The 25,142-nt window shown below is 61.3% G+C and carries 19 protein-coding genes; 9 read left to right on the top strand and 10 right to left on the bottom strand.

The window, feature by feature from the left end:
* Positions 1–249: 249 nt before the first annotated feature.
* The gene (locus tag IF189_RS28430; RefSeq protein WP_085708788.1) at positions 250–2,013 is read left to right on the top strand and encodes a cation:proton antiporter; all 1,764 of its coding nucleotides are present in this window, start codon (positions 250–252) and stop codon (positions 2,011–2,013) included.
* Between the two features lie 21 nt (positions 2,014–2,034).
* Here the strand turns inward: IF189_RS28430 and IF189_RS28425 are convergent, their stop codons facing one another.
* The 4 genes from IF189_RS28425 to uvrD form a co-directional block, all read right to left on the bottom strand.
* Entirely contained in the window at positions 2,035–2,442 is a 408-nt protein-coding gene (locus tag IF189_RS28425; protein WP_007995855.1) for an SMI1/KNR4 family protein, read from the bottom strand.
* A 138-nt stretch (positions 2,443–2,580) separates the two neighbouring features.
* Positions 2,581–3,459, bottom strand: coding sequence for a Tim44 domain-containing protein (locus IF189_RS28420; protein ID WP_192552606.1), 879 nt, complete (start codon positions 3,457–3,459; stop codon positions 2,581–2,583).
* A gap of 175 nt (positions 3,460–3,634) precedes the next feature.
* Positions 3,635–4,075 (bottom strand): EamA family transporter, encoded by a 441-nt coding sequence (locus IF189_RS28415; protein ID WP_016984014.1) that lies wholly within the window; start codon positions 4,073–4,075, stop codon positions 3,635–3,637.
* Positions 4,076–4,146: 71 nt separating this feature from the next.
* Positions 4,147–6,330 (bottom strand): DNA helicase II, encoded by a 2,184-nt coding sequence (gene uvrD / locus IF189_RS28410; RefSeq protein ID WP_114886442.1) that lies wholly within the window; start codon positions 6,328–6,330, stop codon positions 4,147–4,149.
* A 259-nt stretch (positions 6,331–6,589) separates the two neighbouring features.
* Between uvrD and IF189_RS28405 the strand changes: the two genes are divergently transcribed.
* The 3 genes from IF189_RS28405 (at position 6,590) to IF189_RS28395 (ending at position 10,802) form a co-directional block, all read left to right on the top strand.
* Entirely contained in the window at positions 6,590–9,463 is a 2,874-nt protein-coding gene (locus tag IF189_RS28405) for a GGDEF domain-containing phosphodiesterase (protein ID WP_192552605.1), read from the top strand.
* Between the two features lie 150 nt (positions 9,464–9,613).
* The gene (hexR, locus tag IF189_RS28400; protein WP_007954250.1) at positions 9,614–10,480 is read left to right on the top strand and encodes a transcriptional regulator HexR; all 867 of its coding nucleotides are present in this window, start codon (positions 9,614–9,616) and stop codon (positions 10,478–10,480) included.
* A 109-nt stretch (positions 10,481–10,589) separates the two neighbouring features.
* A complete protein-coding gene (locus tag IF189_RS28395; protein ID WP_085708792.1) occupies positions 10,590–10,802 on the top strand; it encodes a PA3496 family putative envelope integrity protein in 213 nt (70 codons plus the stop codon).
* On the opposite strand, the gene IF189_RS28390 is transcribed toward IF189_RS28395, so the two are convergent.
* Positions 10,744–11,706, bottom strand: a complete 963-nt coding sequence (locus IF189_RS28390) for a LysR family transcriptional regulator (RefSeq protein WP_085708793.1) — start codon at positions 11,704–11,706, stop codon at positions 10,744–10,746. The genes IF189_RS28395 and IF189_RS28390 overlap by 59 nt on opposite strands.
* A gap of 191 nt (positions 11,707–11,897) precedes the next feature.
* On the opposite strand from IF189_RS28390, the gene IF189_RS28385 reads away from it, so the two are divergent.
* Entirely contained in the window at positions 11,898–13,313 is a 1,416-nt protein-coding gene (locus IF189_RS28385) for an acetyl-CoA carboxylase biotin carboxylase subunit (protein WP_085708794.1), read from the top strand.
* Between the two features lie 11 nt (positions 13,314–13,324).
* On the top strand, positions 13,325–15,133 hold the full coding sequence (oadA, locus tag IF189_RS28380) for a sodium-extruding oxaloacetate decarboxylase subunit alpha (protein WP_085708795.1): 1,809 nt from the start codon (positions 13,325–13,327) through the stop codon (positions 15,131–15,133).
* Between the two features lie 103 nt (positions 15,134–15,236).
* Here oadA and IF189_RS28375 read toward each other — a convergent pair whose 3' ends face one another.
* Positions 15,237–16,280 (bottom strand): autotransporter outer membrane beta-barrel domain-containing protein, encoded by a 1,044-nt coding sequence (locus IF189_RS28375; RefSeq protein ID WP_318780486.1) that lies wholly within the window; start codon positions 16,278–16,280, stop codon positions 15,237–15,239.
* 593 nt (positions 16,281–16,873) lie between these two features.
* Positions 16,874–19,831: an autotransporter domain-containing protein gene (locus IF189_RS28370; RefSeq protein ID WP_134828552.1), complete on the bottom strand. Its 2,958-nt coding sequence runs from the start codon at positions 19,829–19,831 to the stop codon at positions 16,874–16,876.
* Between the two features lie 241 nt (positions 19,832–20,072).
* Here IF189_RS28370 and IF189_RS28365 point away from each other — a divergent pair, with 241 nt between their 5' ends.
* Together IF189_RS28365 and IF189_RS28360 are read left to right on the top strand one after the other, a co-directional pair.
* The gene (locus tag IF189_RS28365; protein ID WP_134828681.1) at positions 20,073–21,425 is read left to right on the top strand and encodes a HipA domain-containing protein; all 1,353 of its coding nucleotides are present in this window, start codon (positions 20,073–20,075) and stop codon (positions 21,423–21,425) included.
* Entirely contained in the window at positions 21,422–21,700 is a 279-nt protein-coding gene (locus IF189_RS28360) for a helix-turn-helix domain-containing protein (protein ID WP_134828551.1), read from the top strand. Before IF189_RS28365 ends, IF189_RS28360 begins: the two co-directional genes overlap by 4 nt.
* A 30-nt stretch (positions 21,701–21,730) precedes the next feature.
* Here IF189_RS28360 and IF189_RS28355 read toward each other — a convergent pair whose 3' ends face one another.
* Genes IF189_RS28355 through IF189_RS28345 form a run of 3 tightly spaced genes read right to left on the bottom strand, consistent with a single transcriptional unit; the run spans position 21,731 to position 23,495 of the window.
* The gene (locus IF189_RS28355; protein ID WP_134828550.1) at positions 21,731–22,402 is read right to left on the bottom strand and encodes a GNAT family N-acetyltransferase; all 672 of its coding nucleotides are present in this window, start codon (positions 22,400–22,402) and stop codon (positions 21,731–21,733) included.
* A gap of 12 nt (positions 22,403–22,414) precedes the next feature.
* Positions 22,415–22,861, bottom strand: a complete 447-nt coding sequence (locus IF189_RS28350) for a GNAT family N-acetyltransferase (protein ID WP_011336633.1) — start codon at positions 22,859–22,861, stop codon at positions 22,415–22,417.
* A 10-nt stretch (positions 22,862–22,871) separates the two neighbouring features.
* A complete protein-coding gene (locus IF189_RS28345; RefSeq protein ID WP_192552603.1) occupies positions 22,872–23,495 on the bottom strand; it encodes an FMN-binding negative transcriptional regulator in 624 nt (207 codons plus the stop codon).
* A gap of 92 nt (positions 23,496–23,587) precedes the next feature.
* Between IF189_RS28345 and IF189_RS28340 the strand changes: the two genes are divergently transcribed.
* On the top strand, positions 23,588–25,141 hold the full coding sequence (locus IF189_RS28340) for a PLP-dependent aminotransferase family protein (RefSeq protein ID WP_192552602.1): 1,554 nt from the start codon (positions 23,588–23,590) through the stop codon (positions 25,139–25,141).
* The last annotated feature ends 1 nt before the right edge of the window (position 25,142 follow it).

The raw sequence follows: 25,142 nt of genomic DNA, 5'->3' as shown, positions 1-25,142 counted from the left end.
GAAGCACCTCTGCGGGTGCCTGGTCGCTTTTCAAAACCACCGTTATCGGGACGCCGGGCAACTGGCCGCCGTCACGCCCGGATCGATCTGTTTCCATATATTGCACCGCCTTTCAGCCGTAAGTCGCGGTGTTACCCTGCAAAAGCCCACCCCAAGGGCGATTCCTACACCTAAAGCGGATTTTTACTCAGCTCGCCCAGACGTTTTCAGACGCCTGCCGCGAGCATCGTCATTCAAGGAGCCCACGCCATGCATGCCATCAGCTTTATTCAGGATCTGGCAGTGATCATGTTGGTCGCAGGCGTGGTGACCGTGCTGTTCCACCGTTTCAAGCAGCCAGTGGTGCTCGGCTACATCGTCGCCGGCTTCATCATCGGCCCGCACACCCCGCCGTTCGGTCTGATCCACGACGAAGAAACCATCAAGACCCTCGCCGAGCTGGGGGTGATTTTCCTGATGTTCTGTCTGGGCCTGGAGTTCAGCCTGCGCAAACTGTTCAAGGTCGGCGCCACGGCGTTCATCGCGGCGTTCCTGGAAATCATCCTGATGATCTGGATCGGCTACGAAATCGGCCGCTGGTTCGACTGGAACACCATGGATTCGCTGTTTCTCGGCGCAATCCTGGCGATTTCCTCGACCACCATCATCGTCAAGGCGCTCAACGATCTGAAGATGAAGAACGAGCGCTTCGCCCAGTTGATCTTCGGCGTGTTGATCGTCGAGGACATTCTCGGCATCGGCATCATTGCCCTGCTGTCGAGCATCGCAGTCAGTGGCACGGTGAGTTCCGGTGAAGTGTTCTCCACGGTCGGCAAGCTCTCGTTGTTCATGATCGTCGCGCTGGTCATCGGCATTCTGCTGGTACCGCGATTGCTGGCCTATGTGGCGAAGTTCGAAAGCAACGAGATGCTGCTGATCACCGTGCTCGGGCTGTGCTTCGGCTTCTGCCTGCTGGTGGTCAAGCTTGAGTACAGCATGGTGCTCGGCGCGTTTCTGATCGGCGCGATCATGGCCGAGTCGCGGCAATTGCTGAAGATCGAGCGTCTGATCGAGCCGGTTCGCGACCTGTTCAGCGCGATCTTCTTCGTTGCCATCGGCCTGATGCTCGATCCGATGATCCTTCTGCAATACGCGTGGCCGATTGCGGTGATCACCGTCGCCGTGGTGCTGGGCAAGATGTTGTCCTGCGGCCTCGGGGCATTTATCGCCGGCAATGACGGACGCACCTCACTGCGGGTCGGGATGGGTCTTTCGCAGATTGGTGAGTTCTCCTTCATCATCGCCGCGTTGGGCATGACGCTGCAGGTGACCAGCAACTTCCTCTATCCGGTGGCCGTGGCCGTCTCGGTCATCACCACGTTGCTGACGCCGTACCTGATCCGCGCCGCCGATCCGCTGTCGATCAAGCTGTCCGCCGCCATGCCGCAGCGTCTTGGTCGGGTGTTCGGGATGTATGGCGAATGGCTGCGCAGTATTCAGCCGCAGGGTGAGGGCGCGATGCTGGCGTCGATGATCCGGCGGATTCTGCTGCAGGTCGGGGTCAACCTGGCGCTGGTGATTGCGATCTTCTTTGCCGGCGCGTTCTTTGCCGGGCGTCTCTCGACCTGGCTGCAGGACTGGATCAGCGATCCGAGCTGGCAGAAGGCGTTGATCTGGGGTGGGGCGTTGCTGTTGTCGCTGCCGTTCCTGATTGCGGCCTATCGCAAGCTCAAGGCGCTGTCGATGCTGCTGGCGGAGATGGGCGTGAAGCCGGAGATGGCGGGACGTCACACACAGCGAGTGCGCCGGGTGATCGCCGAAGTGATCCCGATCCTCTCGCTGCTGGTGATTTTCCTGCTGCTGGCAGCCTTGTCGGCCAGTATCCTGCCGACCAACAAGTTGCTGGTGCTGGTCGCCGTGGTCGCGGCCGCCGTGGCGGCGCTGCTCTGGCGCTGGTTCATCCGGGTGCACACGCGGATGCAGGTGGCCCTGCTGGAAACCCTCGACAACCACAAGGAGTCGTCGGGGCATTGAACTGGCTGGGCGTCCGGCGGATCAGCTTTCCAGCCAGACGTCCCGTGCCCAGTGCCAGACCGATTCCCAGGACTCTTCGGTGATCAGCTCTTCTTCGCCGGACCACAGCACCACGGTGCCGTCTTCTTCGACGCAGTAGTAGTTGTCGCCGTCCTGGCAGATCGGGATCAGGTCGCGCGGCACGCCGGCGTCCCAGGCGTTGGCGGCTACATCCGGCAGGTAGGTGTGGGACTGCGGGTCGGTGACGGTCACCGGCTCCAGGCTGCCGTAAACCACGTCGCTGACGGTCAGCAGAAATTCTTTGAAGACGAACGGGATGTTGATGAAGAGTTCTTCTTCGACTTCCACCAACTGGTCTTCGTCGGGCAACTCCAGGGGAACCGGCACGGGTTCGTTGGCTTCGCGCAGTTGTTCGATGATTTCTTCCACGTCCGGGATCCTCTTGCTTGAATGGCGCGGTTTATATGGGCCGGTTTATACAGTAGCTCGCTATAGATGCAACCGCGAAATAGAAAACCCCGGCCGAGGCCGGGGTTTTTATTGCTGCGGGTAAAACGTCGGAGGTGATCAGCCGTTCTGGCGGATACCGGCGACCAGCCAAGGCTGGTTGTCGCCCTGTGGACGTTCCATGTTCCAGCTTTCGCTGAACACTTCGCCCTGCTGGTCGAAACGCGAGGTCTTCGACACACCGTTGAAGGTCAGGGTGGCAATGGTCTTGTCCGCACGGTCATCAACGCCATCCAGTTGTACCTGGAGGTTTTCGATGAAGGTAGACTGGAACGCATCGCCCAGTTCCGCGCGCTCGCGCTTGAGGAACTCGAACATTTGCGGGGTCACGAACTCGGCGATCTTGTCCATTTCGTTGGCATCCCAGTGCTGCTGCAGCGCCTGGAAGTGGCTGCGGGCGGCTTCGAGGAAGCGCTGCTCGTTGAACCAGGCCGGTGCGTTGATCACCGGACGGGCGGCAGCCGGAGCGGCCGAACCACCGAAGATCGAACCCATGGCAGCTGGCTTCTGCTCGAACACTTCACGCTGCATCGGCGCGCCGGCCGGAGCGAACTGCTCCTGCTGCTTGCGGCGACGAGCGGCGATGAGTCGGAAGATCACGAACGCGATCACGGCCATGATCAGGATGTCGAAGATTTGCATGCCCTGGAAGCCGCCGCCCATGAACATGGAGGCGAGCAGGCCACCGGCAGCGATGCCGGCCAGAGGGCCGAGCCATTTCGAAGCGCCGCCAGCCTTGGCAGCAGCGCTTGCGGCACCGGCAGCACCAGCGGTCGCAGCCGCGCCGCCCATGCCTGGGGAAGAAGGAGCCATCTGGCTGGTCTGGTGCGTCGGCGCAGCGCCGGCGCTTTTGCCACCACCAAAGCGCTTGGCGTTGGCGTCGAGGCTCATCGTCAGGCCGATGCACAACGCCATGGCGATGCTAAGAAAACGTTTCATAAAGGGAATTCCCGTTTGTGGAGACACGCGCGCCATGTTGCACAGCTGAAGTGTCACTGGCTAGCGAGAGAGTGTTTCGGGCTTTTGCCTGACAGGTTACGTTCAGCTCGATCCAGGCAATAAGGCTATGTGCTTTTGTCTGTAGGAAAAGGATGTAGGTTCAGTGGGAAATGGATCAGCGCCGAAACGCCAACATCACCACACCCGCGGTGATCAGACCGATGCCGCCCCATTGGCGCAGGTCGAGTTTCTCGCCCAGCAGGATCACGCCGAGCACCGCCACCAGCACCACGCTGAGCTTGTCCACCGGAGCGACCAGCGAGGCCGGCCCGACTTTCAAGGCACGGAAATAGCACAGCCACGAAGCCCCGGTACCCAGACCCGACAACAGCAGGAACAGATAGCTTTTGGCAGAGATCGATCCCAGTGACTGATATTGGCCCGTGGCGTACAAAATCAAGGCCAGGCTGACGAGTACCACGATGGTGCGCAGCAGGGTGGCAAAGTCGGAGTTGACGTTTTCGATGCCGACCTTGGCGAAGATCGCTGTCAGCGCGGCGAAGGTGGCCGAGAGCAGGGCCCAGAATGTCCAGGAGGAAAAGAAGCCAGAGCCCATGTCTCGTACCTTTCAGGAGGTTTGATCGTTCCCCGGCAGAGCGAGGGAACGATGAGCAACAGCTGGCGGCCTTAAATGGCTTCCAGCTTCGCGTAACCCAGCATCAGCCACTTGCTGCCTTCGCTGAAGTTCACCTGCACCCGTGCCTGAGCCCCGGCGCCCTCGAAGTTGAGGATCACGCCGTCGCCAAAGATCGAGTGCCGCACAGCCTGGCCGAGACTCAGGCCGGTATCCGGGATCTCGCTGCCGCTGAACAGGTTGCTGCCGCTCATCGACTGATTGCCGCCGAACGGTCGGCTGACGCTGTTCGACAGGCGCACTTCCTGAATCAGGCCTTTCGGTACTTCCCGTACGAATCGCGACACCTTGTTGTAGGTTTCGCTGCCGTACAGGCGTCGGGTTTCAGCGTAGGTCATCACCAGGTTCTGCATGGCCCGGGTGATGCCGACATAGGCGAGACGACGCTCTTCTTCAAGACGTCCCGGTTCTTCCAGGCTCATCTTGTGCGGGAACAAGCCTTCTTCCATGCCCACCAGGAACACGTAAGGGAATTCCAGACCCTTGGCGCTGTGCAGGGTCATCAACTGAATGCTGTCTTCGTGCTCGTCGGCCTGAGTGTCGCCGGCCTCCAGCGACGCGTGGCCGAGGAACGCCGCCAGCGGTGTCAGGTCTTCGTCTTCTTCGGTGTTCTCGAAGTTGCGCGCGGCGCTGACCAGTTCCTCAAGGTTTTCCACCCGGGCCTGGCCTTTCTCGCCTTTTTCCGCTTCGTGGTAGGCGATCAGGCCGGATTGCTCGATGACGGTCTGGGTCATCAGGTGCAACGGCATCTCGGCGCACTTGGCGGCGAGGTTCTCGATCAGCTCGATAAACGCGCCGAGGGCGCCGGCCGCACGACCGGTCAAGCCTTTGTTGGCCACGAGCTGGCGCATGGCTTCCCACATCGACACATCGCTGTGGCGCGCATGTTCACGGATGGCTTCGACGGTCTTCTCGCCGATGCCGCGAGCCGGGACGTTGATGACCCGCTCCAGCGCCGCATCGTTGCCGCGACCTTCCAGCAAACGCAGGTAGGCCATGGCGTTCTTGATTTCAGCCCGCTCGAAGAATCGTTGGCCACCATAGATGCGGTACGGAATGCGCTCGCGCAGCAAGGCTTCTTCCAGAACGCGGGATTGGGCGTTGGAGCGGTAGAGAATCGCGATATCGCTGCGAGCCAGGCCGGTTTTCAGCGCGCTTTCGATGGTTTCGACAACGTAGCGTGCTTCATCGTGTTCGTTGAACGCGGCGTACAGGTTGATCGCTTCGCCGTCGCCGCCGTCGGTCCACAGCTCTTTGCCCAGCCGCCCGGTGTTGTTGGCGATCAGGGCGTTGGCCGCTTTCAGGATGCCGGCGGTGGAGCGGTAGTTCTGCTCCAGACGAATGGTCTCGGAATCCGGGAAGTCGGAGGAGTATTGGTGGATGTTCTCGATTTTCGCGCCACGCCAGCCGTAGATCGACTGGTCGTCGTCGCCGACCACCATCAGGCTGTCGCCACCCTTGCCCAGCAGACGCAGCCAGGCGTACTGCACGGCGTTGGTGTCCTGGAACTCGTCCACCAGAATGTGGCGGAAACGCTTCTGATAATGCGCCAGCAGGCCCGGATGGTCGCGCCACAGGTCAAGGGCGCGCAGCAGCAGTTCGGAGAAGTCGATGACGCCGGCGCGCTGGCAGGCAGCCTCGTAGGCCTCATAGATGCCGCGCATGGTGGCCAGGTACAGATCGCCGCTGGCCTGAATGTGCTGCGGACGCAGGCCTTCGTCTTTCTGCCCGTTGATGAACCACTGGGCCTGACGGGCCGGCCAGCGCTGTTCGTCCAGCCCCAGCTCGCGGATTACCCGCTTGACCAGGCGCTGCTGGTCATCGCTGTCGAGGATCTGGAAGGTCTGGCTCAGCCCGGCTTCCTGCCAGTGCGCCCGCAACAGGCGGTGCGCCAGACCGTGGAAGGTGCCGACCCACATGCCGGCCGGGTTGATCCCCAGCAATTGCTCGATGCGGTGACGCATCTCGGCAGCGGCCTTGTTGGTGAAGGTCACCGACAGGATCGAGTGGGGCGAGGCGTTTTCGACCTGGATCAACCAGGCGATACGGTGCACCAGCACTCGGGTCTTGCCTGAGCCGGCACCGGCCAGGACCAATTGACGACCAACGGGAGCCGCTACGGCCTGGCGTTGGGCATCGTTGAGGGAGTTCAGCAGAAGGGAGAGATCATCGCGCATCGGGGCATTCTAGGGTGCGCCGCAGGCCCGGGCAAACCGAGCTTTGCATTAGCCGATGAAAGTGCTGCCGATGACGACCGGTCGGTCACCGGCTACAGGCGTTGGCCCGCCTGGCGTCGGGGCTTTTGCGGGTGACGGGAGGTCGAAAAGTTTCGGCGAAATTATGATCTGGAGCAGTTTGGCAAGTGGTTGGGCTTGTGTATGCTCCGTCCACGTTTCCGGGCGCATGCTCACACTTATAAGAACAAGAACGTTGCCTATGACCCTCAGCTTCGACCTGTCGGGCCCCTCTGTGGAACCCCGGGTGATCCGCAAGCATTACGCCACCCAGATGGCGGTCGAGCGCACGCGCCTTCTATATCAGGGTTCGTTGTTGCCCACCCTGTTCATGTTGATCAATGGTCTGGTCTGCGCCGGTCTGCTCTGGAGCCCGCAGCGTTATTTCGTGGTCAGCGTCTGGCTGGTGTGGCTGCTGTCGCTGGTGGCATTGCGGGTGATTCAGGTTGCAGCGTTCGATTCGGCGATCCCCGACCGCCAGGCCCAGCCGATTTGGGGCCGGATGTTCCTGCTCGGATCGACCATGACCGGCCTGACCCTGGCCGGCGCTGGCATCGCTCTGGTCCCGGCCGACAATTTCATGCAACAAGCCTGGGTATTCGGCCTGATCGGTGCCGCGACCCTGTCGGCCAGCGTGGCTTACGCCGTGAGCATTCCTGCGTTTCTTTCTTTTACCTTGCCGTGCCTGCTGCCGGCCATCGGCTATCTGTTCTGGGGCGGTGACGAGCTGGCGCGGGGCTGGGGCTGGCTCGGGCTGATTCTGCTCGGCTCCCTGAGCGTGGTGGCGTGGCAGGTCAATCGGCTGATCGACCGTGGTTTGCTGCGGCGCTTCCAGAACCAGCACCTGATCGAACACTTGCAACAAGCCCAATCTCGCAGCGAACTGCTCAACCAGGCGTTGGCGAAGGAAATCGAACAGCGCCGCTGTGCCGAAGCGAAGTTACGCGAAGCCCAGGTCGAACTGGAGGACCGGGTGGCCCAGCGCAGCCGCGAACTGGATGCCGCCAACCAGGCCCTGAGCAAAAGCGAAGCGCGCCTGGCCCTGGCGTTGAAGGCCAGTGAACTGGGGCTGTGGGACTGGAACCTGCAGACCGACGAAGTTCACCACACGCAGATTCAGGAACTGTTCGGACTTGATCCGGAATACGTCACCGGGTTGCTGAGGCATCTGCGGCCCCGGCTGCACCCGGAAGATGTGCCACCGCTTAAGCGGGCGTTGATCGAGCACTTGAAGGGGCGCACCGAGGATTATCAGATCGAGTACCGCGTGCGCCATGGCGACGGCCACTGGGTCTGGATCGAAGACCGGGGGCGCGCGGTGGAGCGCGACGACAGCGGGCGGGTTATTCGCATGGTGGGCACCCGGCGCGATATCAGCGTCAGCAAAAGCCTCGAGGCCCAGCAGCAATTGGCGGCCACGGTATTTGAAGCCGCCAGCGAAGGCATTGTGATCCTCGACCCGAACTATTCGCTGATCGCCATCAATCAGGCCTTCAGCCGGGTTACCGGGTATGACATCGATGACATGCTCGGGCGCAATGTCGTCGAACTGCCGTGCAGTCGTGACGCCCGGCGGCATTACGTCGCGATCCGCCACGCGCTGGAGCAACACGGCAGTTGGCAGGGCGAACTGGTGGAGACCCGCAAGAACGGCGAGCTCTATCCGCAGTGGCTGCAATTGAATGCGGTACGCGACAGTCGGGGAAATGTAAGTCATATCGTCGGCTTCTTCGCCGATTTGTCGGCAAGACGTGAATCCGAAGAGCGTATGCGTTATTTGACGCACTACGACGAACTCACCGGTCTGGCCAACCGTTCGCTGTTCCGCGAACGCCTGCACGAAGCCCATCAGCGTGTACGGCAGGGCGGGCGGCGGAGTCTGGCGCTGCTGCACATCAATCTGGATCGCTTCAAGTTGCTTAACGACAGCCTCGGTCATGAGATCGCCGACCAGTTGCTGCAGAAAATGTCGCGGCGTCTGGTCAGTGCCCTGCCGGAAGCCGACACCATCGCCCGGTTATCCGGCGACGAATTCGCGGTGCTGTTCGATGCCTACGGCAACCTGTCGAGTCTGGCGCGGGTTGCCACGCGGCTGTCGGCCAAGCTGCGCCTGCCGCTGACGGTGGAAGGGCATGAGCTGGTGGTCAGCGCCTCGATGGGCATCAGCATGTTGCCGGACAACGCCCGGGAGGTTGCTGCGCTGGTCAGCCAGTCGAACATGGCGATGCAACATGCCAAACACCTGGGCGGCAACAATTTCCAGTTCTACACCGACAGCCTGCAGGCCAGCACACTGGAACGTCTGCAGCTGGAAAACCAGCTGCGCAAAGCCATCGAGGACAAGCAGCTCAACGTCTTCTATCAACCGAAACTGTGTTTGGCGACCGGCCGTCTCAACGCGGCGGAAGCGCTGGTGCGCTGGGATCACCCGACAATGGGTCGGGTGCCGCCGGGGGACTTCATCGGTCTGGCAGAGGAGACGGGACTGATCGGACCGATCGGCGAATTCGTCCTGCGCCAGGCCTGTTGGCAGGCCTGCGAATGGCAGCGGCAGGGGCTGGAGCCGATCCGGGTTTCGGTGAACCTGTCGGTGCATCAGTTGCGTCAGGGCAAGCTGGTCAGTCTGGTACGCCAGGTGCTGGAGGAAACCGGGCTGGCGCCGCACTACCTCGAACTGGAACTGACCGAAAGCCAGTTGCTCGACAGCGTCGAACACATCATCGCCACCTTCCAGCAACTGCGGGACTTGGGCGTGAAACTGGCGATCGACGATTTCGGCACCGGTTATTCGTCACTGAGCTATCTGAAGCGGATTCCGGTGGATTACGTGAAGATCGATCAGGCGTTCATTCGCGGGTTGGGCGAGGGCAGCGAGGACGCGGCGATCACCCGCGCGATCATTGCGATGGCTCATGGATTGTCGCTGAAAGTAGTGGCAGAGGGCGTCGAGCGGCCGGAGCAGCTTGAGTTCTTGAAGGCCGAGGGTTGCGACGAAGTGCAGGGGTATCTGATCAGCCGTCCGGTGGAGGCTGCCGGTCTGGCTGGCTTGTTGGGCCGGCAGGAAAATCCTCGGTAAAGGGCTACATGCAGCGCATGTCGCCTGATCCGGGGCGATCCAGTTACGCATTGAGCAGGCAAAATGCGGATTCATGTAGTATAACTACAAGCTTGCTACATCCTTGGCATCTGGCCAAAGCACATCTTTCCATAACAAGAGTCCAGCCCCTTGAATCTGCTGCAACACATCGCCCAGTCACGTCACCTGTTACGCAAGTCGGAGCTCAAGGTCGCCGACCACGTGCTGCTTGACCCTGCGGCAGTGATGCACAGTTCCATGGCCGACCTGGCCCACAGCGTCGGCATCAGCGAGCCGACCATCGTGCGCTTCTGTCGTGCCATCGGCTGTTCCGGTTTTCAGGATCTGAAACTCAAACTCGCGCAGAGCCTCGCGGCCGGCGCCAGTTTCGGTCAGTTCGCGATCCATGAAGACGACTCAGTCGCCGACTACAGCCTGAAGATTTTCGACACCACCCTGCACACCCTGATGGAGGTTCGCGAGAAACTCGATCCGCTGGAGTTGCAGCGAGCAGTGACGCTGATGTCCCAGGCCCAGCGTGTCGAGTTCTACGGTTTCGGTGCGTCGGGCGCGGTGGCGGCGGATGCACAGCACAAGTTCTTTCGCTTGCTGCTGACGGCGGCGGCCTATTCCGACCCGCACATGCAGGCGATGTCGGCGGTGACCCTGAAGCCGACCGACGTGGCGATCTGCATTTCCCAGTCCGGTCGCTCCAAGGACTTGCTGATCACCGCCAACCTCGTGCGCGAGAGCGGTGCGTCGCTGATCACCTTGTGCCCGAGCCAGACACCGCTGGCTGAGTTGTCGACCGTCAACCTGGCGATCGACGTGCACGAAGACACCGAAATCTACACGCCGCTGACCTCGCGCATCGCCCACCTGGTAGTGATCGACGTGCTGGCCATGGGCGTGGCCATGGCGCGCGGGCCGAGCCTGGTCAACCACCTCAAGAGCGTCAAACGCAGTCTGCGCAGCTTGCGGCTGTCGCCAAAGTCGGTGAAAGCGCTGGATGACTGAGTAGTCATGGGGTGAAGGCAATCTTCATCTGCCTGTAACCCCGGCGAAGCCAAACCGTCATCCCTCGCGCCTATCGTGAAACTCCCGTAATCGCCTTGGGAGACTCGAAATGGCTCAGCCTTACGAAGAACGCAACAGCGCCGCGAAAACCCGTCGTCAGCAGGAAGACCAGCGCCGCATGGAGTTTCGCCGCGCCATCGAAGATCGCTTCGAACTTCGTCAGCTTCAGACCGAAATCAGCGATTTTCCCGAGGACATCGAACTCAACTACTGGCAGGCAGCTCCCGCAGCTTCCCGTCGAAGCGCTCAACCAGCGCGCTGATCTGCACCCGTTCGCTGCGGATAAACGCCAGGAAGGCGTGCGCCACCGGTGACAGCCGTTTAGCCTTGGCTTGCACCAGGCACCAGCTGCGAAACAGCGGCAACTCTTCGACCGGCAGTTCCACCAGTCCGCCGGTCGCCAGCTCCAGGTTCAGGGCGTGGCGCGTCAACAGTGCCACGCCCAGACCCGCCAAAACGCACTCGCGCTGAGCTTCAGCCGACGCCACTTCCTGGGTCTGGGTGAAGTGCACGCGTTTTTCCTTGAAGTACTCCTCGCAGGCCAGCCGCGTTCCCGAACCGGGTTCGCGAATCAGCAGGGTGTAGGGCTCAAGATCCTGCAGGCGCAGCGGTCCCATGTGTGCCAGCGGATGGTCCGGTCGGGCGGTTGCCACGATCGGGTTGTTGAGGAAGGGCAGGAACTCCAGGCCCATGTCCTGCGGCACCATCGACATGATCACCAGGTCGTCGCGGTTGTCCGAGAGCCGGCGAATCACCTGGCCGCGGTTGACCACCGTCAGTTGCAGGTTCACCTCCGGATGCTGGCGCTTGAAGGCTGCAAACAAGTGCGGCACGAAGTATTTGGCGCTGGACTCCACCGCCAGTTTCAACTGGCCCTGTAGCGAGCCCTGCATGTCCGACAGCTGCATGTCGAGGTTTTCCAGCCGACCGAAAATGTCACGGCTGGCGCGCTGGAGTGCTTCGGCGGCCTCGGTCATGTAGAGTTTTTTGCCGACGTAATCGAACAGCGGCTGCCCGATCAGCTCTTCGAGCTGACGAATCTGTAGGCTGACGGCCGGTTGTGTGAGAGACATTTCCTCGGCTGCGCGGCTGTAGGAACGTAAATCACACACTTCGTTGAAGATCTGCAATTGACGCAATGTCATACGCATCAAGGACTTACGCATTTTCTACCGACTCTGGCCGCTGGCTGGTGCAATGACTATAAGTCTTTACTTATGCCTGACCCAATTTTTATTCATTTTTGTTAATCCCTTGTGAGCGCTAGTGTGAAGCCGCGACCAGATTGAAACATTTGGTCACGCGTCGACCTGGGTCTAGCAGGTCGTGGGTACCACCGGCTCAAGGGAACCTCCAAGTGATAACAAAGATCCTGATCGCCAACCGTGGTGAGATTGCCGTACGAATCGTGCGTGCGTGCGCCGAGATGGGCATTCGCTCGGTTGCGATTTTTTCCGACGCCGACCGCCATGCCTTGCATGTGAAGCGTGCGGACGAGGCCCACAGCATTGGTGCCGAGCCGCTGGCCGGTTACCTCAACCCGCGCAAGCTGGTGAACCTGGCCGTGGAAACCGGCTGCGATGCACTGCACCCCGGCTACGGTTTCCTTTCGGAAAACGCCGAACTGGCAGAGATCTGCGCCGAACGCGGGATCAAATTCATCGGCCCGTCGGCGGAAGTCATCCGCCGCATGGGCGACAAGACCGAGGCGCGCCGCAGCATGATCAAGGCCGGTGTGCCGGTCACGCCGGGCACCGAAGGCAACGTCTCGGGCATTGAAGAAGCGTTGAGCGAGGGCGACCGCATCGGTTACCCGGTGATGCTCAAGGCCACCTCCGGTGGTGGCGGTCGCGGTATCCGTCGCTGCAACAGTCGCGAAGAACTCGAACAGAATTTCCCTCGGGTCATTTCCGAAGCCACCAAGGCTTTCGGTTCGGCGGAAGTGTTCCTGGAAAAATGCATCGTCAATCCGAAGCACATCGAAGCGCAGATCCTCGGCGACAGCTTCGGCAACGTCGTGCATCTGTTCGAACGTGACTGCTCGATCCAGCGCCGCAACCAGAAGCTGATCGAAATCGCCCCGAGCCCGCAGCTGACCCCGGAACAGCGCGCCTACATCGGCGACCTGTCGGTGCGCGCGGCCAAGGCTGTGGGCTATGAGAACGCCGGCACCGTGGAGTTCCTGCTCGCCGAGGGCGAGGTGTACTTCATGGAGATGAACACCCGGGTGCAGGTGGAACACACCATCACCGAAGAAATCACCGGGATCGACATCGTCCGCGAACAGATCCGCATCGCCTCCGGCCTGCCGCTGTCGGTGAAACAGGAAGACATCCAGCATCGCGGTTTTGCCCTGCAATTCCGGATCAACGCCGAAGACCCGAAAAACAACTTCCTGCCGAGCTTCGGCAAGATCACCCGTTACTACGCCCCCGGCGGCCCGGGCGTACGGACCGACACGGCGATCTACACCGGCTACACCATTCCGCCGTTCTACGACTCGATGTGCCTGAAACTGGTTGTGTGGGCACTGACCTGGGAAGAGGCGATGGACCGTGGCCTGCGCGCCCTCGACGACATGCGTCTGCAAGGCGTGAAGACCACCGCCGCGTATTACCAGGAAATCCTGCGCAACCCGGAATTCCGTAGCGGCCAGTTCAATACCAGCTTCGTTGAAAGCCACCCTGAACTGACCAACTACTCGATCAAGCGCAAACCCGAAGAGCTGGCCCTGGCCATCGCCGCCGCCATCGCCGCCCACGCAGGCCTGTGAGGAATAGAACAATGACTAAAAAGATTTTCGTAACCGACACCATCCTGCGCGACGCCCACCAATCGCTGCTCGCCACTCGCATGCGCACCGAAGACATGCTGCCGATCTGCGACAAGCTGGACAAGGTCGGCTACTGGTCGCTGGAAGTCTGGGGCGGCGCGACGTTCGACGCCTGCGTACGCTTCCTGAAAGAAGATCCGTGGGAGCGCCTGCGCCAACTGCGCGCTGCGCTGCCCAACACCCGTCTGCAAATGCTCCTGCGTGGGCAGAACCTGCTGGGCTACCGTCACTACAGCGATGACGTGGTCAAGGCGTTCGTCGCCAAGGCAGCGGTCAACGGCATCGACGTGTTCCGCATCTTCGACGCGATGAACGACGTGCGTAACCTGCGGGTGGCCATCGAAGCGGTGAAGGCTGCCGGCAAGCACGCCCAGGGCACTATCGCTTACACCACCAGCCCGGTGCACACCATCGACGCTTTCGTGGCCCAGGCCAAACAAATGGAAGCCATGGGTTGCGACTCGGTGGCGATCAAGGACATGGCCGGCCTGCTGACTCCGTATGCCACCGGTGAGCTGGTCAAGGCCCTCAAGGCCGAGCAGTCGCTGCCGGTGTTCATCCACTCCCACGACACCGCCGGTCTGGCCGCGATGTGTCAGTTGAAGGCCATCGAAAACGGTGCCGACCACATCGACACCGCCATTTCCAGCTTCGCCTGGGGCACCAGCCACCCGGGCACCGAGTCGATGGTCGCCGCCCTCAAGGGCAGTGAGTTCGACACCGGTCTGAACCTGGAGCTGCTGCAGGAAATCGGTCTGTACTTCTATGCCGTGCGCAAGAAGTACCACCAGTTCGAAAGCGAGTTCACCGCTGTCGACACTCGCGTTCAAGTCAATCAGGTGCCGGGCGGGATGATTTCCAACCTGGCCAACCAGTTGAAAGAGCAGGGCGCTCTGAACCGCATGAACGAAGTGCTGGCGGAGATCCCGCGTGTACGTGAAGACCTTGGCTTCCCGCCGCTGGTGACTCCGACTTCGCAGATCGTCGGCACCCAGGCGTTCTTCAACGTGCTGGCCGGTGAGCGTTATAAGACCATCACCAACGAGGTGAAGCTCTACCTGCAAGGTGGCTACGGCAAGGCACCGGGCACCGTGAACGAGAAGCTGCGTCGCCAGGCCATCGGTAGCGAAGAAGTGATCGACGTCCGTCCGGCCGACCTGCTCAAGCCGGAAATGACCAAGCTGCGTGCCGACATCGGCGCCTTGGCCAAATCCGAAGAAGACGTGCTGACCTTCGCCATGTTCCCGGACATCGGTCGCAAGTTCCTCGAAGAGCGTGCTGCCGGCACCCTTACCCCGGAAGTGCTGCTGCCGATCCCGGAAGCGGGCAAGGTGGCTTCGGCCGGCGGCGAAGGCGTACCGACCGAGTTCGTCATCGACGTCCACGGCGAAACCTACCGCGTGGACATCACCGGTGTCGGCGTCAAGGCTGAAGGCAAGCGCCACTTCTACCTGTCCATCGACGGCATGCCGGAAGAAGTGGTGTTCGAGCCACTCAACGAATTCGTCGGCGGCGGCAGCAGCAAGCGCAAGCAAGCTTCGGCTCCGGGCCATGTCAGCACCACCATGCCGGGCAATATCGTCGATGTGCTGGTCAAGGAGGGCGACACCGTCAAGGCCGGCCAGGCTGTGCTGATCACCGAAGCGATGAAGATGGAAACCGAAGTCCAGGCTGCCGTTGCCGGCAAGGTCACCGCCATCCACGTTGCCAAGGGCGACCGGGTGAACCCGGGCGAAATCCTGATCGAAATCGAAGGCTGAGATAACGGCCTCGATACAACGCTTTAAACCTCGGGGGGGCATGTGCTCCCCTTTTTTTTGCTTTCAAGTCGCTGCCGCACGTACGGCAGTGACCAGTCTGGACTCAGAACGCCATCCGCCACTGACCCGATACGCCATGGCTTCGGCTGTCGGTGCCGATTTCTCCGGACATGCCGACTCCCAATGTGTGGCTATCCGTGACCGCAAGATCCAGCCCGGTGTCGAGTTTCAAGCTGTCGCGATCCAGTTCGGCGCCGTAAACGGTGAAGTCTTCGGTTTCGGTGACCAAGCGTTGGCGGGTGCTGGTATAGGTCTCGCCGTAAACGTGTTTCCACCCCGCACTGAATCTTGGCGTGAGGCGCATGCCGTTATCCAGCGTGCTGACTTTCGCCATACGCAGGCCGATGGTGGTGTTGAAGTTGTCCTGGGATTGAGCGTGAACCTTGAGCGCCGCCGCGCCGCCTTTCTCGGTGTAGCCGTCTCGCCGGTAACGCTGGAAGCCGAGGCCGGCAAACGGCTCGATGCTGACGTTGGCCCGACCCAGGTTGTATCCCGATTCGATGAATGCTTGCTGGGTGCTGGCGCGGTAGCTGCCCTTGAGCCGGTCATGGAAGCGATCGAACGCGACTTCGCGACGGGTGCTGCCTTCGTGACTGCTCCAGGTTGCGCCGAGCCGAAGTGACAACGGACCGGTCTGGCGCAAGGCGTAGGCGCCGAGGTGCCAACTGTCGAGGTCGCCGTCCAGTTCCTGGCTGTCGATGCGCGTGTCCGAAGTGCCTCCCATCAAACCCAGATGCCATTCTTCGGCAACGCGCCAGTCGGTACCCAACACCAATCCTTTGGTGGAATGTTGCATCGGTTCAAATTTGCGAGCCAGTTTTCCGCTGTGGCCAAGGGCTTGCAGCCAGACCCTGCCGGTGTCTGCGTTGCCGGCCGCATGGCGTGGTGAGTTTCCCGATGAGTCTTGGGCATTGTCGAGTTGGTGCATGGCTGACAGCAGGCTGGCGCTGACTGGCGTGACACTGCTCAGGGTTGCATTGGCGAGGTTGGCATTGCTGCCGCCCGCCAGTTGATAGTAGGCGAGGGTGGCGGTGGTTTCGTCGGCAGCGAGCAGGGCGTCGATGGCTGCGTTGCCTGAAGTAGGCACCTCTTTGGATCCGGAGGTTGCTGGCGCTTCGCTCAGGACGGGCTGCGATGGAGGCGTGGGTTTTCCAATGCTTTCTTCGAGCGCGCTGCCGCTCTCTGTAGTGGCGACTCTCTTGGAGTGGAGGTCATCGGCTGCATGAAGTGGCGCGGTTGGAGTCTTCGTGCTGGTAGGGAGGGCTTGCGGTGGTGGAGAGATCTTTTCCTCACGCGCTGTTTCTTCAGCAAGCTTGAGCGGAGCAGGTTTCTCCTTGGGAGGTGTGCGCGGGTTCCTGGGCTTCACCTCTTTCGCGACGGGCGCATCGGGCTCCGAATGCTCCGCCAGAGAAAATTCTACGTACCCGACTGCCAGCGCAACCGCCAGGACAAGATGTTGGAGTTTGTATTGAATGGGCATTCAGTTCGTCTCATGTGAAATGAGGTCAAACTGTAAAAGTGCATGCAGGTGTACCGATGCCGGGCAATTCCGAACCGGACGCAGGTGATGCCGCCTGCTTTTGTAGCTCGATCAATGGCGAGTCATGAACCCGCCACGATTACTCAATCGATCAGACGCCTTTGCCTACAACACCCGCTGAAGTATCGATTGGCGAAACCTCAAAAACTCATCTGCCACTGCCCGATCAACCCGTGATTGCGACTGTTGTTGCCAATCTCGCCGCTGTAACCCAGCCCCAGGGTGTGCCGCGCCGAAACACCCAGATCCAGCCCCGCTTCCAGCACCAGGCTGTCACGATCCAGCGAGCTGCCATCAACATTGAACGCTGTACCACCAACGACGAATGCCTGACGGGTCGAGCTGCTGACATCGCCGTAGGTGTGTTTCCAGCCTGCTGCCATGCGCGGGGTCAGGCTCATGCCGTTTTCCAGCGCGTTCAGGTGCGCCAGGCGCAGACCGACGGTGCTGCTGAAGTTGTCCTGGGTCTGGCTGTCGACCTGTAAGGCTGCCGCGCCGCCCTTTTCCTGATAGCGGTCGCGGTGATAACGCTGGTAACCGAGGCTGGCGTAAGGTTCGGCGCTTAAACGGCCGCTGCCCATGGCGTAGCCGAATTCGGCGAAGGCCTGCTGGCTGTTGGCGTCGTAATCGCCTTTGGGCCGATCGCTGAAACCGTTGAACGCGACCGTGCGTTTGCTCTCGCCTTGATGACCGCTGTAAGCCGCGCCCAGGCGCAGGGCGATCGGGCCGTTTTGGTGTTGGGCGTAGACCCCGGCATGCCAGCTTTCAACATTGCCGTCGACACCGGTGGCGTCCAGATCGGTCTTCGAATAACCGCCAAGTACGCCCAGTCGCCATTGTGAATTCAGCGCCCAATCGGCACCGAGCACGCTGCCCTTGGTACGTTGTTCCAGGCTGCTGTTGCCGTGTTCGCCATCGAGCTTGCCGTAGCCGCCGATGGCTTGCAGCCAGAGTCGGCCTTGAGCGTTTGGATCATTCAGGTTTCGCGCTTCGGAGGGTACGCCGTTGGCGGCGAGGATCGGTGTGTCACGCTGATCGAGACCGACCATCAAGCCGGGGCTGCCGCCCATCTGCTGCATCGCCGAGAGCATGCTGCTGCCGACCTGGCTGCTGGCACCGAGGGTGGCGCTGGTCAGATTGGCGTTGCTGGCGCCGGCCAGTTGTTCGATGGCCGCGCCTGCACTGCTTTGAGTGGTGTTGAGCAAGGCGTTGTACAGCGCATTGTTCTTGCCCATCGAGGCCAGACTGTTGGCGGCGTTGCTGCCGTTGCCGGTGGCGGCGAATTCATTGAACGCCACGTCATTGCGGGTGTAGGTCAGGTCGACCTGAGTCGGAGTGTAAGCGAGGGTCGGGGTGAGAAAGGCGTAGTCGCTGGTGACCGCGCCGAACGTGCCGTTGACCCGCGTAGCCTGCAACACCGTGTATTGGCTCTGCCACGGATAGGTGCCGGTGCCGGGATTGACCGCCAGCGTTGCGCCATTGAGGTTGGCCGTGCCGCCGACCTGCACGGGAGCGCTGCTGCCATCGGCGTTGACGCCGTAGGCGAGGGTGGATGCGCTGCCCATGTTCAAGTCGTGCACGACGGTCGCGGTGCCGAGTCGGGTGTCGGTGCGCAACGTACCATTCACGTTGAGGTTGCCCACCGAACCACCGCCGGCATACACGCCGCCGGTGTCCACGGTCATGTTGCCGGCGATACCGCCCTGGTTGATCAGGGTTGCGCCATTGCGTACCGCACCGCCGTCGCTGAAATCGCCGCTGCCGGTGAGTGTCCAGGCGCCTTGCCTGACTTCCAGCCATTCAAAATTGCGGCTGGCACCGAAGCTGCCGCCCGCCGCGTCGTCCATCACCACGCGGTCATAACCGGTGCCGCCATCGACCACACCTATAAACCGGCTGCCGCTGCGCAGGGTCAGGCTGTCGTTGCCGCCGCCCAGATCCAGCGCCAGTCCGTTGCTGCCGCTGATGGTGCCGCCGTTGATCACGTTGTCGGCGAACTCGCCGACGAACTTAACGCCAAAACCGTCGAGCCCTTGAATGGTGCCGTAGTTCTCCAGTGTGGTGGCTGCCAGCCCCGAACCGCCGCTGCCGTCGTCCACCAGAATCGCGCTGTTGGCGCCGCTGATCAGCGCGCTTTTGGCGTTGAGGATGTAACCGCCGCCCAAAGCAATGCCTTCACTGCCGTTGGCAAAACCGCCCTTGTCCACACCGCCGGCGCCGACGCCTTGGATGGTGCCGTAGTTTTCGATGTGGGCGATCTTGTCGATGTCCACGCCGTCACCGTCGCCGTTGGGCTGCAAACCTGAATACGCGCCGGTGATGGTGCCGTGGTTGATCACCGTGCCGTCGCCGTCCGAGCCGAAACCGGAGCCGTTGCGCCCGGTGATCTGCCCGTAGTTCACCAGCGTCGCCCCGAGGTCGGTGGTGATGCCGTGGCGTCCGCCGGAAATCACGCCGTAGTTGGTCACGGTGACGCCGGTCGCGGTGTCGATATCGATGCCGTCGAACTTCTCGTCGGCGTTGTGCGAATCACCGGTGGAGATCTCGCCGTAGTTGCTGATGGTCGCGTTGGCGCCGGTCTTCATGCCGTCGCTGGCGTCGCCGCGAATCAGTCCGCCGGCGCGGTTGATGATGGTGGTTTTGACCCCGTCGCTGCGCAACGCATCCAGATCCAGCCCTTGGCCTGTGGTCGAGCGAATGGTGCCGCTGTTGTCGATCAACAGGCTACCGCTGACGAAGTTGCTGTCGATGCGAATCGCGTCGTTGGAACCGAGAATCTGCCCGCCGCTGCGGTTGTAGATCGCGTAATTGCGTGCCTGGGTCAGGTCGCCGCTGCTGTCGATGGCCCGGCCGCCGGTGGAGATGATCTTGCCGGCGTTGTCGATGATCACACCGGCACCGCTGGTGCTGTCCTTGAGGCTTACGGCCTTGCCGCTGTTGGTGATGCTGCCCGGCGCAGAAATCGTCAGGGTGTCGCTGCCGCCCAATGTCTGCGACGCGGTGGTGGCAGTGTCGATCACGACATTCTTGCCGTGGGCGGCACTGGTGGCGATCAACAGGGCGGTGGCGAGCGACAGGCGCTGAGGCGGGAGCGGCATGGGGGGAACGTCCTTTTAGTTATTAGCGAGGGCGTTCTGTATAGCGAAGGGGGTTTACAGAATGATGTCCGTGATGAACTCGGCTACATCTGCATTGTTTTGCATCCATCTCGAAGTTTTGTTGCCATATCTGCACTTTATTGCAGATAAAGGATCATCCTGATCTTATGAAATGCACTATATTGCACTTATGATTCACTAAATGATCGCAGAGATGCATTTAATTGCAGGTGAGAGCCGCATGCACAACCTGACATTGCAGATATTCGACGCCGGCAAATGGCACGACGCGATGGTGTTGAGTTTCGACTCGCCCGAGAAAGGCTTCGATAGCCGTTGCAGCTTTGGCTACGAGTCGGCGTATCTGGTCGAAAACATTGAGTCTATTGGCTCTCCATTTTCCAAAGCCGTGAGTGCGTTGTATCCCCTGGATTGGGAAGGTCGGCGATCCATTACGCCTGCATTCGTGCCCGACATTGCACCGGCAGGTGCCGCCAGGAGGTTTCTCCTCGCACGTATGGGGCAAGACAAACCAGCAGACATCAGTGCCGATCTTTATCTGCTCGGTCGCTGCACTCCGGCTCCGATCGGCAACATGCGGATAAAAGAATCAGCCGAGGCTGTCGACGAGCGCAAACCCATCGGGTTTCAACGCCAGGATGTTGTCAGCCGTGACCACCGGTTTCTTGAATACGCCTATGAAATGGGGGCTGCGATTGGTGGTGCGACCGGGGCCGGAGGTGAAGCTCCCAAGATTCTTCTGGCGGAGGATCACGTCGGACATCTGTACCCCGATGCTGTGCTCGACGATGAAAACGTCCGTCAGCACTGGTTTGTGAAGTTCGCCCGGAATAAAGGCAGTCAAACCGATCAAGACATTCTGCGCAGCGAATTCCACTACTACCAGGCGCTTCAGGCCCTTGGTATCGAAACCGTCGCAGCAGAAGGTCTGGCGTTAGAGGAAGCGAACAAGCCCAGCTTGTGGATGCAGCGTTTTGATCGCCAGGTGAGTGGCCGTGGTGTCGAGCGTTTTGCCGTGGAGTCGATCTACTCGCTGGCCGAGGTGACGACGCCAGGGAGCGCGATGAATCACATGGATGTCATTCGCATGCTCGCCAGGCTTTGGCGCGAAGCGGGGCAGGCGGACGAGATTCCGGCACTTGTCGCAGACTATTTGCGTCGGGACCTGATCAACAAGATTCTTGGCAACTCGGATAACCACGGTCGCAACACCGCAATCATTCGTGATGCCGACTCGTACCGTTTGGCCCCCATTTATGATCTGGCCCCCATGGTCATGGATGACGAAGGGGTAACTCGCACGACCAAATGGCCAAAAGAGCTGGAGAGGGCGGGTGATGTCGATTGGCGGGGTGTTTGCCGCGCATTGGCGGATATTTCCGATCCGGATGACCCGTTGGCAGCGATGTCCGATGCACCGGAATCTTTCGAGCGCTTGCGTGAGGATGCGCAGTGCCTGGCCGAGTTGCCGGACATATTGAGCGCGGGTGGTTTGCCTGAGCGGACAATGAATCATCCGGGCGTCCATCTGAAAAACCTGGAGCAACGTTTGAAAGAGTGGGATTTGAAATGAGCATGACCGTTGCCGAGCGCACAGTGCTCATTGAAAGCATTCAAGAAGCACTGGCTCAAGGAACAGTGGAAATTGGTGAAGCCGTTCGCCGTTTGCGCGTGGAGGTGACCGGGTTGCATCAGACCCAGTTTGCGAAGATGTGCAGGATTTCGGTACGTACGCTGGTGCACATCGAACACGGCGAGGGCAATCAGACGCTTAAATCGCTGAACGCCGTGTTTCGCCCGTTCGGGCTGAGGATGGGCGTGGTGCGGGTTCGACGCGATAACAGCTGAACCCGCAACATACCTGATTGCGATTGAGCGTTAAGCGCGGCACTCCACCAACCCTTTCACCTGCCCCTCAGCCGTCTGATTCTCGTCGCTCAACCAGCGCTCGAACCCCGCCGCAATCGCCGGCCATTCCGAATCCAGGATCGAGTACCACGCGGTATCGCGGTTCTGGCCTTTCACAACCATGTGCTGGCGGAACACGCCTTCGAAGCTGAAGCCCAAGCGCTCGGCCGCGTATTTGGAGCGGGCGTTGCCGTTGTTGCATTTCCATTCCAGGCGACGGTAGCCGAGGGCGAAGGATTCCTTGGCCAGCAGGTAGACCGCTTCGGTGCTTTTCGGCGAGCGCTGCATCGGCGCGCCGAAGGTGACGTGGCCGATTTCGATGCGGCCCTGGGCCGGGACGATCGACATCAGGCTGAGGATGCCTTGCACCTGGCCGCTGGCGCGGTCGATGACGCTGAAGAAATACGGATCGCTGTGGGCGGCGTGGTTGTTCAGCCAGTCATTGAAGGCGCTGCGCTCCGGAAACGGGCCGTAGGGCAAGTAATCCCAGAGTTTCGGGTCGGCACCCGGGCCTTGCAGGGCGTTGAACAGGTCGTCGCCATGGCGCGCCGGGTCGAGTTTTTCCAGGCGGATGAAGCGGCCTTCGATCAGGGTGGTGGAGGGCGGCGGCACGTCTTTCCAGTCGGCGAGAGAAATCGTCATGCGCGTGGCTCCTTAAATGGCTTTGCGAAACTGGATGAAACCCGGACGCTCGGCGATGCGCTCGTAGAGCTGGATCGCGGTGGCGTTGGTTTCGTGGGTCAGCCAGTGCACCTTGCAGCAACCGTCGGCCTTGGCGGTGGCGTAGACGTGTTCGATCAGCAGGCGGCCGACGCCGGTGCCACGGGTTTGCGGCTCCACCAGCAGGTCTTGCAGGTAGCAGGAGTTCTCGATGCTCCAGTTCGAACGATGGTAGATGAAGTGCACCATGCCCACCGCTTTGCCATCAGCCCAGGCGAGGGCGGCGTGGGTCGGTTCGTTCGGGTCGAGAAAGCGCTGCCAGGTGCTTTGGCTGACGGCGTCTGGCAATTCGGTGTTGTAGAAACGCAGGTAGGCCTGCCACAGCGGCAGCCAGGCCGCGTGATCGGCGGCGCTGACCGGACGGATGTCGATCTGACTCATGGTGATTTCCTTAACGCATCAAGTGAGCGAGGGTTTGATCGTTGAAGTCGGGGCTGGCGGCCAGCCCTTCGCGTACGCCGGCGATATCTTCGGCGCTGCGGTTCTGGCTGAGCTTGCGTTTTCCTTCGAGGCGGTCGATCGGAATGGCGAACCCGACGATAGCCTTGAGCATGCCGTCGATGTAGTCGGCCGGGGCATCGTCGACCGACCAGGGCTGGGCGCGGCCCGCTTCATGGCGATCGGTAAGAGTGCTGACGATGTCCAGCAGCCGACCGCCATCGCTGAAGGTTTCGGCGTGACCGTAGGCGTGCACGGCGACGTAGTTCCAGGTCGGCACGACTTTGCCGTGCTCGGCTTTGCTCGGGTAAAAGCCCGGGCTGACGTAGGCGTCGGGCCCCGGGAAAATCAGCATGGCCTCGGCACCGTCACGCAGGTCCTTCCACTGCGGATTGGCCTTGGCCAGATGCCCGTACAACGTGCCGTTCGGACCTTGCTCGCGATGCAGCAGCACCGGCACGTGGCTGGCCTGCAAGCCTTGTTCACCGTGAGTCACCAGAATGGCGAGGCGGGTGGCGAGGATCAGTTCGTGCAGTTGGGACAAGTCTTCGATGGCAAAGGCGCGTGGCGTGTACATGGAGAGATTTTCCTTGGCGAATGCCTGCATCCTAGGCAGGCTATTGGTCTGTTGTAAGAGCCATTGATGGCCAATTTCATAGGTCCATTGCCATGCCCGATCCGACCACGCTGTCGCTGCCGTTCAACCCTGCCGGTATCGAACTCGATCGCCGCAAAGGCCTGAGCCGCCAGCTCTATCAGGCCTTGCGCCTGCGGGTGCTCGACGGGCGCCTGGCCAGCGGCACGCGGCTGCCGGCCAGCCGAGATCTGGCGGCAGCACTGGCGATTTCCCGCAACAGCGTGGTGCGTGCCTACGATCAGCTGTATGCCGAAGGCTTCATCGAAGGGCGGGTCGGGGACGGCACTTATGTGGCGCAGTTGCCACAATCGACGAGACCGGCGAAAAAACTATCCACAAAAGTATCCACAGGCTTTTCAACAGGCTTACCCACAGCCTTATCCACAAAATCAGCCGATTCCACTGGGGATTTATCCAGCAAACTTATCCACAGTGGTGCGATGCAGCGGCTTGAACAGAACCATCTGCCGACGCCGCCAAGTGGTCCGCCGCGGGCTTTCAGGGTGGGAGTTCCGGCATTCGACCTGTTCCCGTTCGACGTCTGGGCCAAGCTGAACGCGGCGTTCTGGCGCAAACCCGACTTGCAGCAACTGTGTTACGGCGATCCGGCGGGCGATGCGCGCCTGCGTGGTCTGATCGCCGCTTATTTGCGCAGTTCGCGCGGCATGCAGTGCTCGGCTGAGCAAATTGTGATCACCAGTGGCGCGCAACAGGGAATCAGCCTTTGTGCACAGTTGCTGGTGGAGCCTGGCGCCGGGGTGGGCATCGAGAATCCCGGCTACCGCGCAGCGGGTCATGCCTTCGCATTGGCCGGTGGCCGATTGCATGGCATAGCCGTGGACGAGGAGGGCATCGACTGCACGGCACTGGCGGCCGCCGAAGATTGCCGGGTGGCGTACGTTACGCCGTCTCATCAGTACCCGACCGGGGTAGTAATGAGCCTGGCCCGGCGCCTGGAATTGCTGGCCTGGGCCGAGCGCACCGGTGGCTGGATCGTCGAGGACGACTACGACGGCGAGTATCGCTACACCGGCGCGCCGCTGGCTCCGTTGGCTGCGCTCGATCGGCAGGGCCGTGTGCTCTACGTCGGCACTTTTGGCAAAGTCGCGTTTCCGGCGTTGCGACTGGGGTATCTGGTGCTCCCGCCGGGACTGGTGGAAGCCTTTGCGCAACGACGCGCGGTGGATGTCCGGCATTCCGAAGTGAGCACTCAGGCGGTGATGGCCGAGTTCATGGCGGCCGGGCACTTCCAGCGGCACATCCGGCGGATGCGCCGGGCAGCCTTGAGCCGGCGTAATGCCCTTATCAACGGTTGGCCCCAGGGTTTGGCGGGTGTTGGTGAACTGCCGGCCGTGTCCGCCGGACTGCATCTGACGGTGGCGGTCGACAGCGTGGCTCGCGAACAACAATTGATCGAGCAGGCGGCGAGCGTGGAGGTGGAAGTCCACGGTTTGAGCAAGTACTGGCTGCGGTACTCGACGACGCCGATGGATCAGCGCGCCGGCCTGGTGCTGGGATTTGCCGCAGTACCGGAGCCGGCGATCGAGTCGGCTCTGGCCCGCTTGCGTCAGGTCTGGCGCAGTTAGT

The organism is Pseudomonas sp. IzPS59, from assembly GCF_014863505.1.
In the GTDB taxonomy this organism is placed as follows: Bacteria; Pseudomonadota; Gammaproteobacteria; order Pseudomonadales; family Pseudomonadaceae; genus Aquipseudomonas; species Aquipseudomonas kribbensis.
The sequence above is the reverse complement of the archived record's forward strand: the minus strand, read 5'-3'. Positions and strand labels throughout refer to the sequence as shown.

Coding starts and splice junctions, on each gene's coding strand:
- IF189_RS28360 (WP_134828551.1), top strand. CDS start 21,422: ATGAGCATGACCGTTGCCGAGCGCACAGTGCTCATTGAAAGCATTCAA.
- IF189_RS28405 (WP_192552605.1), top strand. CDS start 6,590: ATGACCCTCAGCTTCGACCTGTCGGGCCCCTCTGTGGAACCCCGGGTG.
- IF189_RS28430 (WP_085708788.1), top strand. CDS start 250: ATGCATGCCATCAGCTTTATTCAGGATCTGGCAGTGATCATGTTGGTC.
- IF189_RS28370 (WP_134828552.1), bottom strand. CDS start 19,831: ATGCCGCTCCCGCCTCAGCGCCTGTCGCTCGCCACCGCCCTGTTGATC.
- IF189_RS28390 (WP_085708793.1), bottom strand. CDS start 11,706: ATGCGTAAGTCCTTGATGCGTATGACATTGCGTCAATTGCAGATCTTC.
- IF189_RS28365 (WP_134828681.1), top strand. CDS start 20,073: ATGCACAACCTGACATTGCAGATATTCGACGCCGGCAAATGGCACGAC.
- IF189_RS28340 (WP_192552602.1), top strand. CDS start 23,588: ATGCCCGATCCGACCACGCTGTCGCTGCCGTTCAACCCTGCCGGTATC.
- IF189_RS28420 (WP_192552606.1), bottom strand. CDS start 3,459: ATGAAACGTTTTCTTAGCATCGCCATGGCGTTGTGCATCGGCCTGACG.
- IF189_RS28345 (WP_192552603.1), bottom strand. CDS start 23,495: ATGTACACGCCACGCGCCTTTGCCATCGAAGACTTGTCCCAACTGCAC.
- IF189_RS28350 (WP_011336633.1), bottom strand. CDS start 22,861: ATGAGTCAGATCGACATCCGTCCGGTCAGCGCCGCCGATCACGCGGCC.
- uvrD (WP_114886442.1), bottom strand. CDS start 6,330: ATGCGCGATGATCTCTCCCTTCTGCTGAACTCCCTCAACGATGCCCAA.
- IF189_RS28355 (WP_134828550.1), bottom strand. CDS start 22,402: ATGACGATTTCTCTCGCCGACTGGAAAGACGTGCCGCCGCCCTCCACC.
- oadA (WP_085708795.1), top strand. CDS start 13,325: ATGACTAAAAAGATTTTCGTAACCGACACCATCCTGCGCGACGCCCAC.
- IF189_RS28415 (WP_016984014.1), bottom strand. CDS start 4,075: ATGGGCTCTGGCTTCTTTTCCTCCTGGACATTCTGGGCCCTGCTCTCG.
- IF189_RS28395 (WP_085708792.1), top strand. CDS start 10,590: ATGGCTCAGCCTTACGAAGAACGCAACAGCGCCGCGAAAACCCGTCGT.